Origin of the sequence: Aeromicrobium sp. (genome assembly GCF_047606445.1) — a bacterium.
Classification (GTDB): Bacteria; Actinomycetota; Actinomycetes; order Propionibacteriales; family Nocardioidaceae; genus Aeromicrobium.
Window position 1 is genome coordinate 1 of sequence record NZ_JASGEK010000072.1, and the last position, 12,010, is coordinate 12,010.

Sequence of the window (12,010 nt, forward strand, 5' to 3'; positions counted from 1 at the left end):
GAAGCCAACAACGACAACCCCAAGCCCTACACCTGGACAGCCACCGCCGAGGACATCCTCGCCAAAGTCGCCCGCGCCCGGACCACACTCAACGAAATAGTCAACTAAAACTGCGCCGGACCACTAGCACAGACGTCACCCTCGGTATCGCTCGTTGCGTCGCCATTGCGCGTGATGCGGCAGTTTGTACTCCACGATCCCGTCGACTGGGCTTCGTCTCAGTTCCCAGTTCTGCTCGTGAATCACGTGATGGTGGTAGGAGCAGACGAGGGTTCCGTCGGTGCGGTCGGTGGTGCCGCCCTGAGAGAACGGGGTGATGTGGTGGGCCTCAGTCCATTGGGGTGGTCGGTCGCATCCGGGGAAGGAGCATCCTCGATCTCGGTGGGCGAAGGCTCTGCGTTGCGGACGGGTGAAGAGTCTCTGCTCTTTCCCTAGATCCAAGGGGAGGGATTCGCCGTCGAGGACTTGCGGGATGATTCCGGCGCGGCAGGCGAGTTGGCGGGCTTGTCCGGCGCTCATCTTGGTCCCGGTGGACAGGGAAGCTGCTTTCACGTCTTCGAGGAGGGCCTTGTAGTCGAGGTTGACGGTCACGGTGGCCCCCAAACCACCGGCGTCGGGCAGCCCATCGGTCGGAAGGTGGTCGCACAGGTCGGCGAAGCCGATCCCCATCCTCTGCGAATGATCACGCGGGGCCTGGTCGGCCTCGTCACGTAGGTGGTCCCGACGTGGCGCTGCCAACGCTTCGACAGCGGTCTTCAACATGGCGGCCTGCGCCTCAGGAACCCTGAAATCACCGGACCACGTCCCGTCGTGATTCGACCACATACGGAACGACGACCGAGCCCGTGCTTTCCGTTCACGTTCCTCAATGGTGGTGTTCTCGGTTTTGTCGACGTCGGCTGGTTCGGCCCACAGGTCGGAGACCCGGTCCGCTCGCTTCCGCAGCTCGGGGAGGGTGAGGTTCTTCGCGTCCCGTACCAGTCCCCATTCGGCGAGGTCTTGCTTGTCTTTCGGGACAGCGGCGACGGTCCTGGCGATGACCTCTGACTTCTTCGGAGTGATCTCACCGGCGTCCAACGCGGCCTGCGTCGGTGACGAGGGCTTCACGCTCTTGGCGAGTTTCACGAGGCTATGGGCTTCACGCGTGTCCCCGCCGAAGTCGTTCGCGATCAACACGCCGGTGGAGGTGGCTCCGGCCTGCCGGGCCGCGCCGGTGGCCTCAAGGCGTCGTGCGGCGTGGAGTTTCTGGGAGTCCAACCTGGCTTGCACACGGGCGATACGAGTCACGAGGTCGCGCACTACGGGCGCGTCCAAGTGCTCCCAACTGGTTCCGTTCATGCGGTCGAGGTCGGCTTCCAGGCTCGCGACAGCCGCCACCAACGGGTGGGACTCAAGCTGTTGCACGACCATCGGAACCAGATCCTTCATGATTAGATTTCTAGTTCTAATCTAGATCAAGCTACTGACACTTTCCAGAATCGTGCACACTCGACCGTTCACCATCAGCGAACACCGGCCCGCTAAGCTGGCGTTCGGTGTGCCGGGAAGTCTGGTCGGCGTCATTAATGCGACCCTTCCCGAGGAGACCTGTGATCCATCGCCTGCGCCAGATCACCACGAACGAGACGACCGCGAGCGCGGTGCTGCTCGGCGCGGCGCTTCTGGCCCTCGTCTGGGCGAACTCGCCCGTCGGCGACGGCTATCGCGCGGTGACCCAGGCGGTCGTCGGCACCGCGTCGCTCCACCTCGACCTCAGCGTCGCGACGTGGGCGGCCGACGGGCTGCTGGCGGTCTTCTTCCTCGTCGTCGGCCTGGAGCTCAAACACGAACTGGTGGTCGGCAGCCTGTCGAAGCCGCGCGAGGCCGCCGTGCCGATGCTGGCGGCGGTCGGCGGCATGGTCGCGCCCGCCGCGCTCTATCTGCTGATCTCGGACCGTCCACATGGCTGGGCGATCCCGACCGCCACCGACATCGCTTTCGCCGTCGCGGTGCTCATGGTGGCCGGGCGCGGCCTGCCGCTGGCGCTGCGCACCTTCCTGTTGACCCTGGCGGTGGTCGACGACCTGCTGGCCATCGTCGTCATCGCGATCTTCTACACCGAGACCGTCGACCTCGTCTCACTCGCCGGAGCGCTGGCGTTGATCGGGCTCTGCGGACTGCTCGCCCACACGAGCACGCCGCGTCTGTGGCTCATCGTCCCGCTCGCCCTCGCCGCCTGGTGGCTCATGCACCACTCCGGCGTCCACGCGACGGTCGCCGGAGTGCTGCTCGGCCTGTCCGTCCCAGCGCACGACGGTCGCGCGGAGCGGTGGGCCGAACGCGTCCAGCCGTGGTCGGCGGGCCTCGCGCTGCCGGTGTTCGCCTTCTGTGCGGCGGGGGTCGTCGTGCCCGCCGACGAACTGCTCGACGTGCTGACCAGCCCGGTCGCGGCGGGCGTCGCGACCGGATTGGTCGTCGGCAAGGTCGTCGGCGTGCTCGGGACCACCGCGCTCGTCACCCGGCTCACCCCGTTGCGGCTGCCCCAGGGCATCGGCGTGCGCGACCTCGTGGGCGTCGGCCTGCTCACCGGCATCGGCTTCACCGTCTCGCTGCTCGTCGCCGAACTGTCCTTCGGGGAAGGGCCAGACCGTGACGCCGCGAAAGCCGCCGTCCTGTTCGCCTCCCTGGTCGCCGCCACCGCCGGGACCGTCGCCCTACGCCGCGACGCCCGCCTCGCCCGCTCCCCCGACATGAACGACGACGGCGTCCCCGACGGCGAGCTGCGCCGTATCGGCGAGTGAGCCCTACTCGACGCGGTCCCGACGCGCCCGCGCCGCGAAGTCGTCCAGGGCGTTCGTGACCTCCGTCGCGAGCCACACCACATAACGCTGCCGCCCCACCGCCCGCGTCAGCACGCCCGCGTCGCGCAAGCGCCCGATCACCTGGTCGGCGGCGGGCTGGGACAGACCAGTGATCTGCTGGACGGTGGCGGAGGTGACCGCCGGCTGGCCGAGCAAGGTCGGCAGCACCGTCCACACGGCGGCCCCACGCCGCGCGGACACCGACGACGTCCACCCCTCGTACACCCCGGTCAGGTCGTCGAGCAGACGGCGGCCGTTGGCGATGCCCACGAAGGACGCCTCGGCGAACCGCTCGACGATCGGATTCAGGTCGCCCGCCCGATAGGACGTCAGCGCGTCGAAGTACGACCGCGTGTCGGCCAGGAGTCCCGCCGACACCGGGATCGTCGCGCGGGTCGTGGCCCCGCCGTGGGCGAGCATCGCGTGGACGAGGGCGCGGCCAGTCCGCCCGTTGCCGTCGTTGAACGGATGGATCGTCTCGAACTGCGCGTGGGCGACGGCGACCTGGGCCAGCAGCGGGACGTCGGTCCGTCGGACGAACTGGCACAGGTCCTCCAGCGCCGCCGGGACCCGTTCCGCGCGTGGCGGGACGAAGGCGGCGCCGTGCGGCGACACGCTCGATCCGCCGATCCACACCTGACCGTCGCGCAGTCGTCCTGGCGAGGCGTGATCTTGCCCTCGCGACACCGACGTCGGCGAGCGCGAGCGTCTTAGCCCCGGCGGTGATGTTCTCGATCTGCGAGGAAGAGGCCGACTCGACGCGGAGAAGCACTGCCGATAAGGGCGCGATCTGGGCGCCCGGCAGCGCGTGCGACAGGTCGGCGTCGAAACGCGATATCTCCACCCGCCCGTCGTCGGCGACCGCCGCGACGTCAGCACGCACCTCGACAGACAGGTCGGCGATGGTGGACAGGAGGGCGATCAAGAACACATGGTTCTCCCCTCTCCAGCGAACTACGTTGAACAGAGGCCACCACCCATGTCAGGAGCGCGTATGAGCAGCAGTCCGGTCACCATCGCCGTCACGGGAGCCGCGGGGCAGATCGGGTACAGCATGTTGTTCCGGATCGCCGGGGGCGCGCTGTTCGGCAAGGACCAGCCGGTGCGGCTGCGGCTGCTGGAGGTCGAGCCCGCGCTCGGCGCCCTGGAGGGCGTCGTCATGGAGCTCGACGACTGCGCCTACCCGCTGCTGGAGTCGGTCGACATCGGCTCCGATCCCCGCGCGATGTTCGACGGCGTCAACCTGGCGCTGCTCGTCGGCGCACGGCCCCGCGCGGCGGGCATGGAGCGCGGCGACCTGTTGGAGGCCAACGGCGCGATCTTCACCGAACAGGGCCGGGCGTTGAACGAGGTCGCAGCCGACGACGTGCGGATCGGCGTCACCGGCAACCCGGCCAACACCAACACGCTCATCGCCCTCAGCAACGCGCCCGACATCCCGCGCGAGCGGTTCAGCGCGCTCACCCGCCTCGACCACAACCGGGCGCTGAGCCAACTGCGCGCCAAGACCGGCGTGCCCGTCGCCGACATCCGCCACGTCGCGATCTGGGGCAACCACTCGGCCACTCAGTACCCCGACCTCTTCCACGCGACCATCGACGGACGCCCCGCGCTCGAGGTCGTCGACGACATGGACTGGGTCGAGCACGACTTCATCCCGACCGTCGCCCGGCGCGGCACCGCCATCATCGAAGCGCGCGGAGCCTCCTCGGCGGCCTCGGCCGCGTCGGCCACCATCGACGCCGCCCGCGACTGGCTGCGCGGCTCGCCCGCCGACGACTGGGTCTCGATGGCGGTGGCCTCCGACGGCTCCCACGGGGTGCCCGACGGCCTCGTGTCGTCCTTCCCCGTCACCTGCGCGGGCGGCGACTGGACGATCGTCCAGGACCTCGAGATCTGCGACTTCAGCCGCCAGCGGATCGACGTATCGGTGGCCGAGCTCGAGGCCGAGCGTGCCGCCGTGGCCGAACTCGGTCTGATCTAAAGCCGGGAGGCGATGAGCTCGGCCCACTCGTCGATCTCGTCGGGCCGCCGCGCGTCCAGACCCATGACGCTCGCCCACAGGCGCACCGTCCGGGAGCGGCCCTCGTCCGCCCCTGGCTCGACGGCCACTCCCGCATCGGCAAGCCGCTGCCGAGCGGCTCGAGCGCGCTCATGATCGGGGAAGGTGAGCGTGAGGAGCGGGACGTGGGCCGCCACGTGGACCCTCGCCGGAGCGATCCCCTGACAGCGCACACTGGCGGCGAGCCGATGACCCGCCTCGACCGCGCTCATGTGCAGAGCGAGAAGATCGTCCTGGTCGAGTCCTTCCAGACGTCGGGCCAATTCAGCGCTCGCCTCGGCCGACGCCCGCCCGCCGCCTCGGGCGCCTGCGACACGTGAAGCCCATCGCGCGTCCCGGGCGAGCACGACGCCTCCGGGCACGCCGAGCGGGTCGGTCGCGAGCGTCACGAGGTCGGCGTCGAGCCGGTCGAGCGGCCCGAACATCCCGTTCAAGTCCACCCAGAGCCCGGCGCCGCAGCTGTCGGCCAGGTCCCGCCAGGCCGCGACGTCGGTCAGCTCGCCGCCCATCTGTCCGGGCACGGCGATCAGGCCGGGCCGCTCCCAGCTCAGACGGTCCCGGACGACGTCGATCGGCGCCTCGGGCAGATCGGTGGTCCACGCGCGCGCCGCGTCCCCGTCGAGGCCCAGCCCCACCACGTCGATCAGCGACGCGTCCGGGCCCGTCACGACGCACGCCACCGCCCGGCGCGCCTCAGCGACCGAGGCGAAGCCGGCGTCGACATGGGGAAGACCGAGGAGTTCCGCGAGCCGGCGGTCGTTCTGCGCCATGGTCGAGGCGGCCGCGTCGAGCTGTCCTGGACGCGGCTCCGCAGCCCGATGCGCGCCGCCAGGAACCACGGGCGCCTCGATCGACGGTGGAGGAGAGGGCGGTGGCGGCGGGATCACCGGCTCGTCGTCGAGCTCGTCCTCTTCCGGCTCGTCCTCTTCCGGCTCGTCCTCCTGGCGCTTCCGCTTCGTCCAGGGCGCCTGGAAACCGAAGATCATCAGATACGCCAGCACCACCAGAGCGAGGAGGAAGAGGCCGAACCACGACGACATCACGATCACCGCGTAGCCGACATAGGGCACGGCGACCACGAGGTCGCCTACACGTTCGACGTCGTAGGCGCTGCCCTGCGCGTCCTCCTGAGCCTCGGTGCGCACCGTGAGCGACGCGCCGGACGACGTCGGCTCGACCTCGACCACGCGGTAGACCACGACGCCGCCGTCGGAGGTGCGCGGGATCGTCACGACGTCGCCCTGCGCGACGTCCGCAGCCGGGGTCGAACGAGTGATCGCGAGGGAGCCGGCTCCGACCTTCGGCTCCATCGAGTCGGAGGTCACAGGATGAGCGCGCAGGCCCAGCAACACGGCGACACCGCCGACCGCGACGACCGCGAGCACAAGGAGGCCGACGACGATCAGCCAGAGCCGGCGTCGCCGCCGCGGGCGATCGACCTCGTCGCCGCCATCCTCATGGTCGGCGTCGAGATGCTCATGATCGGCGTCGGCGGCGGAATCCTCGCGGAAGGAACGGACGACGATCACCGAATCCGTGAGCTTGTCGCGCATGCGCGGGTCTCCGTCCGGGGCAGGGTGACGTGGTTCCATCGTCATCATGGCAGATCAGCCGGCCGGAAACCTCGATCGATCCGCCCCAACCCGATGTCACCGACATCCCCGACACCGCGACGGCGGCCGGCACGGGCATCGTGCGGCGGAACCTAGTCGCCGCCGGGCACCGACAGGGCCAAGACCGTCAGCGCCGCGCTGAGCGACGCCGTCCACGCGACGTCGAACGGACGACCACGGACCGCCAACAGGCCCGCCTGCTCGTCGGGCAGCGCGAGGCGCACGCCCGCCGCCAGGCCGAAGACGCCGCCGACGAGGGCGATGCCCTTGCGCCAGTAGCCGAACCCGACCAGCGCGAGGCCGACGACGACCAGCGCGAGAAGCACCACGTAAGCGCGGGTCCCGAGGGTGCGCGGCGCCCGCAGTGGCGTGCTCACGGCCGGTTCCGTTCCTCGGTCGCGTCGACCACGTTCGCCAGCAGCATCGCGCGGGTCATCGGGCCGACGCCGCCCGGATTGGGGGCCACCCAGCCGGCCACCTCCATCACGTCGGGGTGGAGGTCGCCGACGATGGCGTTGTCGGCGTCGCGGCTGACGCCCACGTCGAGCAGCGCCGCGCCCGGCTTGACCATGTCGGGGGTGATGACGCCGGGCACGCCCGCGGCGGCGATGACGATGTCGGCGCGGCGCACCTGTTCGGCGAGGTCGCGGGTGCCGGTGTGACAGAGCGTGACGGTGGCGTTCTCGCTGCGGCGGGTCATCATCAGGCCCATCGGGCGGCCGACGGTGATGCCGCGTCCGACGACGGCCACCTGGGCACCCTCGATCGGCACCTCGTGGCGGCGCAGCAGCTCGATGATGCCGCGCGGCGTGCACGGCAGCGGGGCGGGCTCGCCGAGGACGAGCCAGCCGAGGTTGGTCGGGTGCAGGCCGTCGGCGTCCTTGGCGGGGTCGACGCGACCGATGACGGCGTTCTCGTCGAGGCCCTTCGGCAGCGGCAGCTGGACGATGTAGAGCGTGCACTCGGGGTCCGCGTTGAGCTGGTCGACCGCGGCCTCGACCTCGTCTTGCGTGGCGGTGGCGGGCAGGTCGATGCGGATCGAGCGGATGCCGATCTCGGCGCAGTCGCGGTGCTTGGCGCCGACGTACCACTGGCTGCCGGGGTCGTCGCCGACCAGGATCGTGCCGAGGCCGGGCACGACGCCCCGCTCGGCGAGCGCGGCCACCCGGGTGGCGAGCTCGGACTTGATCGCGGCGGCGGCCGCCTTCCCGTCGAGGATCTGCGCAGTCACGCACCGAGTCTGTCATGCCAGGTCTGGACGATTCGGAGCGCCGCCGGTCGAGGCGGCATAGACTCGCCCCGGAACATCAGCCGTCGGAGGAGTGGCATGGCACGTGCGCAGTTGACGCAGGAGCGCAGTCGTGAGCGTCGCGAGGCCCTCCTGGAAGCGGCCCTGGAGCTGTTCGTCGAGGGCGGATCCCGCGCGGTCACCCACCGGGCGGTCGCCACCCGGGCGGGCCTGCCGTCGGCGACCACCACCTACTACTTCTCCTCCATCGAGCACATCGTGCGCGAGGCGCTGTCGCGGCACTTGACGACCTGGATCGAGACGCTGCGGTCGCTGACCGACGTCGAGTTCGACACCTCGGCCGACCTCGACGAGGCGGCGGCGTTCATCGAGATGATCTTCACGGTGCGTGCCCCCGAGGTCGCGGGGACGCAGATCGCGATCTATCTGGCCGCCGCCCGCGACCCCGAGTTGCGCGAACTGGCCGGGGACGCGCTGCGCGCCCTCGACGGACTGATCGTCTCGGTGCTCACCCGACTCGGGGTGGAGACCGCCGACGACCTGGCCGCGAGCGTCTTCTCGCTGATCGCGGGCGTCGCGCTGCGCCGCCAGTCCGGTGTCGAGTCCGACGCCGAGGCCGCCCGCGTCCTGGCCCTGTCGCTGCGCCATCTCCTCGCCGCCCACCTCCTCGGCGAGGACCAGATCACCGCCGCCCTCACCCGCGCCTGACGTCCCCACCAAGGCGGTGAGTTGTCCACCTTTCGATTCTGATCGGTGTCTCATCCACGCTATGAGCGCTCATAGCGTGGATGAGACACCGACACCCGGGCAAAGGTGGACAACTCACCGCCCCAGGGGGTCGGTACCGAAGGCGGTCAGTGGAAGAAGTGGCGCGTGCCGGTGAGGTACATCGTGACGCCGGCGGCCTTCGCAGCCTCGACGGTCTCGGCGTCGCGCACTGAGCCGCCCGGCTGGACGATGGCTTTGACGCCCGCCTCGATGAGGATGCCCGGACCGTCGGCGAAGGGGAAGAAGGCGTCGGAGGCCGCGACCGAACCGGAGACCCGGTCCCCCGCTCGCTCGACGGCGAGGCGGCAGGAGTCGACCCGGTTGACCTGGCCCATGCCGATGCCGACCGACGCGCCGCCCGAGGCGAGCAGGATCGCGTTCGACTTGACCGCGCGCACCGCCTTCCACGCGAAGGCGAGGTCGGCGAGAGTGGCCTCGTCGGCGGGCTCGCCGGTCGCGAGGGTCCAGTCCGACGGGTCGTCGCCGCCCCCGTCGACCACGGCGTCGACCTGGTCGCGCATCTGCACGAGGATGCCGCCGGAGACCTGGCGGAACTCCGCCGGAGGAGCGGAGCCGAGGTCGGCCTTGAGGATACGGATGTTCTTCTTGCCCTGCAGCACCTCGACCGCGCCCGGCTCGTAGTCCGGCGCGACGATGACCTCGGTGAACACCTCGGCGACCTGCTCGGCCATCGCCACCGACACCGGACGGTTGGCCGCGATGACCCCGCCGAAGGCCGACACCGGATCGCAGGCGTGCGCGCGGGCGTGCGCCTGGGCGATGTCGCCGCCGACGGCGATGCCGCACGGGTTGGCGTGCTTGATGATCGCCACCGCCGGACCCGCGTGGTCGTAGGCGGCGCGGATCGCCGCGTCGGTGTCGACGTAGTTGTTGTAGCTCATCTCCTTGCCGTGCAGCTGCTCCGCGCCGGCCAGGCCGCCGCCGCTCGCGTCGGCGTAGAGCGCGGCCTGCTGGTGCGGGTTCTCGCCGTAGCGCAGCACCGCGGCCTTGTCCCACGCCTCGCCGACGAACTCCGGCCAGCCGTCCTCGGCGCCGTCGTAGGCCGAGGCGAACCACGACGCGACCGCCGCGTCGTAGGCGGCGGTGTGCGCGAAGGCCTGCGCGGCCAGGTGTCGGCGCTGCTCGAAGGTGAAGCCGCCCGCGGCCAGCGCCTCCCGGACGTCGCCGTAGAAGTCCGGCGAGGTGACGATGCCGACGGTCGGGTGGTTCTTGGCCGCCGCGCGCACCATCGACGGGCCGCCGATGTCGATCTGCTCGACGCACTCGTCGGGCGTCGCGCCGGAGGCAACCGTCTCGCGGAACGGGTACAGGTTGACGACGACGAGGTCGAAGGGCTCCACGCCCAGCTCGGCCAGCTGGCTCACATGGGCCTCCAGCCGCGAGTCGGCCAGGATGCCCGCGTGGACGCGCGGGTGCAGCGTCTTGACCCGCCCGTCGAGGCACTCGGGGAAGCCGGTCAGCTCCTCGACCGGGGTGACGGGCACGCCCGCCGCCTCGATCGTCTTGGCCGTCGACCCGGTCGACACGATCGCGACGCCCGCGGCGTGCAGGTCGCGGGCCAGCTCGGCCAACCCGGTCTTGTCGTAGACCGAGACGAGGGCTCGCTTGATCGGACGCTGGGTCATGCCGGATCCTTCCGTGGGGTCACGACGCGGCGGCCGTCGATGGAGAACCCGTCGCGGGCGAGACGTCCCACCCAGTCGACGAGCATGCCGCGCTCGCTGGATTTGATGCGTTCGTGCAGGGTGTCGACGGTGTCGCCGTCGTGGACCGGCACCGCCGTCTGCGCGACGATCGGGCCGGTGTCGACGCCCTCGTCGACGACGAACAGCGTGGCGCCGGTGATCTTGACTCCGTAGTCGAGCGCGTCGCGCGGGCCGTGCATGCCCGGGAACGACGGCGACAGCGCCGGATGCGTGTTGAGCGTGCGGCCGCCGAAACGGGCGAGGAAACAGGGTCCGGCGAGCTTCATGAACCCGGCCAACACCACCAGCTCCGGGGCGTAGGATCCGACCCGCTCGGCGAGGGCGGCGTCCCAGTCCTCGCGGCTGGCGAAGTCGCGCAGGTGCAGCTCGAAGGTGTCGATCCCGGCGCGGCGGGCCCGCGCCAAGCCCTCGATGCCGCCCCGGTCGGCGCCGACCGCGACGATCCGCACGCCGAAGGCGGGGTCGGCGCTGGCGTCGATGAGCGCCTGCAGGTTGGTGCCGCTGCCGGAGACGAGGACGACGATCGGGGTCGCGTCAGTCATCTGCGGGGCCACGGCTCTCACGATAGTGGGCCGCGACCGCCCCCATCGCGGCGGCCACGGCCATGAACGGCGTCACGCCGAGCAGCGGCCAGAAGGACTCCGGGCCGACGTCGGCCATACGTCCGGGACCGACCGCGCCGCCCGAGGTCGCGGTCAGACCGGCCAGGACGACCGCCCCGAGGGCTCCGGCCCCCGCCGCGACCGCCGCGCCGCGCCAGAGGTCGTCGCCGAGGTCGAGGCGCCCCCCGCTCACGAGCCGCCACCCCGCGACGCCCGCCGCGAGCGCCGGGATCAGCCCCAGGAGGAACATCCAGCCCGGGAAGTCGCCGGGCGCGGGCAGCGCGGCCAGCACCGGCAGCGCGGGCAGCTGCCCGAGGTGCGAGCCCGTGAGGTCGACCGTGGCGCCCGAGCCGACCTGGAAACCGGGGCCGAGCAGCGCCGACACCGCCCAGAGCGTCAACGTCGGAACGCACAGCACGCACACCGCCGCCAGCGCGATCCCGCCGACGACGCCGGGGTCGAGCAGCGCCCAGAGCCGTCCGGCCTGCCGCACGTTCGTCGCCACCAGGGCGAGCACGATCACCAGGCCCGCGCCGAGCACCCACGCGACGCTCGTCGACGCCCCCACGATCACCGCGCGCGCCTCGGCCCACTCCTCGCGCCACCATCCCTCAGGAAAACCGCGGGTGCTCGCATACCCGGCGAGCGCGCCGCCGGCCCCGACGAGCAGCGCCACCACGGCGAGCCTGGTCGCCGGGATCGACGTCGCGGCGTCGTCGGCGACGACCGCCAGCATCGACGTCGCCACCGGGTAGGCCACCCCGACGACGCCGACGAAGGCCAGCGGGTCGACGTCCTCGCGGTGGCTCAGCTGCTGACAGGCCGCGAGCGTCATCACGCCGAGGGCCGCCAGGAACCCTCCCCACGGGAACAGCGAGATCCGCGCGCCCTCCGACGACAGGCCGCTCCCCTGGCCGACCAGCCAGCTCCGGACGACCAGCGCGCCCGCGTCGACGGGCGTCCCGCCCCACGCGCCGGCCAGCGCGACCGCGAGCGCCACCGCCCCCAGTCCGTACAGGAGCGCCCAGCCGACGGCGAGGAGACCGGGCCACAGCGCCGGGCGCAGACCGTCGAGCACGAAGGAGGGGGCGGGAGCGGACACGCCCTCTATCCTCCCCTGTAAGGTTGCGGCGTCGTCACGGAGCCACG

11 protein-coding genes are annotated in these 12,010 nt (G+C 71.3%); 3 read left to right on the forward strand and 8 right to left on the reverse strand.

Annotation, left to right across the window (positions count from 1 at the left end):
• Positions 1 to 135: 135 nt before the first annotated feature.
• Positions 136 to 1,428, reverse strand: coding sequence for a DUF222 domain-containing protein (locus tag QM621_RS13470; protein ID WP_414990902.1), 1,293 nt, complete (start codon positions 1,426 to 1,428; stop codon positions 136 to 138).
• A gap of 161 nt (positions 1,429 to 1,589) precedes the next feature.
• Between QM621_RS13470 and nhaA the strand changes: the two genes are divergently transcribed.
• Positions 1,590 to 2,780, forward strand: a complete 1,191-nt coding sequence (nhaA, locus tag QM621_RS13475; RefSeq protein WP_414990903.1) for a Na+/H+ antiporter NhaA — start codon at positions 1,590 to 1,592, stop codon at positions 2,778 to 2,780.
• Positions 2,781 to 2,783: 3 nt separating this feature from the next.
• Here nhaA and QM621_RS13480 read toward each other — a convergent pair whose 3' ends face one another.
• Complete coding sequence (locus QM621_RS13480; RefSeq protein ID WP_414990904.1) at positions 2,784 to 3,719, reverse strand: Fic family protein; 936 nt, start codon at positions 3,717 to 3,719, stop codon at positions 2,784 to 2,786.
• 115 nt (positions 3,720 to 3,834) lie between these two features.
• Here QM621_RS13480 and QM621_RS13485 point away from each other — a divergent pair, with 115 nt between their 5' ends.
• Positions 3,835 to 4,824 carry a malate dehydrogenase gene (locus QM621_RS13485; protein ID WP_414990905.1) on the forward strand — a complete coding sequence of 330 codons (990 nt, stop codon included), beginning with the start codon at positions 3,835 to 3,837 and terminating at the stop codon, positions 4,822 to 4,824.
• Here the strand turns inward: QM621_RS13485 and QM621_RS13490 are convergent.
• The 3 genes from QM621_RS13490 to QM621_RS13500 all read right to left on the reverse strand — a co-directional run bounded on the left by QM621_RS13490 (position 4,821) and on the right by QM621_RS13500 (position 7,746).
• On the reverse strand, positions 4,821 to 6,455 hold the full coding sequence (locus QM621_RS13490) for a hypothetical protein (protein ID WP_414990906.1): 1,635 nt from the start codon (positions 6,453 to 6,455) through the stop codon (positions 4,821 to 4,823). The genes QM621_RS13485 and QM621_RS13490 overlap by 4 nt on opposite strands.
• 152 nt (positions 6,456 to 6,607) lie before the next feature.
• A complete protein-coding gene (locus QM621_RS13495) occupies positions 6,608 to 6,892 on the reverse strand; it encodes a DUF3017 domain-containing protein (protein WP_414990907.1) in 285 nt (94 codons plus the stop codon).
• Positions 6,889 to 7,746 carry a bifunctional methylenetetrahydrofolate dehydrogenase/methenyltetrahydrofolate cyclohydrolase gene (locus QM621_RS13500; RefSeq protein WP_414990908.1) on the reverse strand — a complete coding sequence of 286 codons (858 nt, stop codon included), beginning with the start codon at positions 7,744 to 7,746 and terminating at the stop codon, positions 6,889 to 6,891. Before QM621_RS13500 ends, QM621_RS13495 begins: the two co-directional genes overlap by 4 nt.
• Positions 7,747 to 7,842: 96 nt before the next feature.
• Here QM621_RS13500 and QM621_RS13505 point away from each other — a divergent pair, with 96 nt between their 5' ends.
• Entirely contained in the window at positions 7,843 to 8,472 is a 630-nt protein-coding gene (locus tag QM621_RS13505) for a TetR/AcrR family transcriptional regulator (RefSeq protein ID WP_414990909.1), read from the forward strand.
• Between the two features lie 146 nt (positions 8,473 to 8,618).
• Here the strand turns inward: QM621_RS13505 and purH are convergent, their stop codons facing one another.
• From purH to QM621_RS13520, 3 genes are read right to left on the reverse strand one after another with little or no spacing between them, the layout of a single operon-like run.
• Positions 8,619 to 10,178: a bifunctional phosphoribosylaminoimidazolecarboxamide formyltransferase/IMP cyclohydrolase gene (purH, locus tag QM621_RS13510; RefSeq protein ID WP_414990910.1), complete on the reverse strand. Its 1,560-nt coding sequence runs from the start codon at positions 10,176 to 10,178 to the stop codon at positions 8,619 to 8,621.
• Entirely contained in the window at positions 10,175 to 10,801 is a 627-nt protein-coding gene (purN, locus tag QM621_RS13515; RefSeq protein ID WP_414990911.1) for a phosphoribosylglycinamide formyltransferase, read from the reverse strand. Before purN ends, purH begins: the two co-directional genes overlap by 4 nt.
• A complete protein-coding gene (locus QM621_RS13520) occupies positions 10,794 to 11,963 on the reverse strand; it encodes a DUF6350 family protein (protein WP_414990912.1) in 1,170 nt (389 codons plus the stop codon). The genes purN and QM621_RS13520 overlap by 8 nt, the downstream gene beginning before the upstream one ends.
• Positions 11,964 to 12,010: the final 47 nt, after the last annotated feature.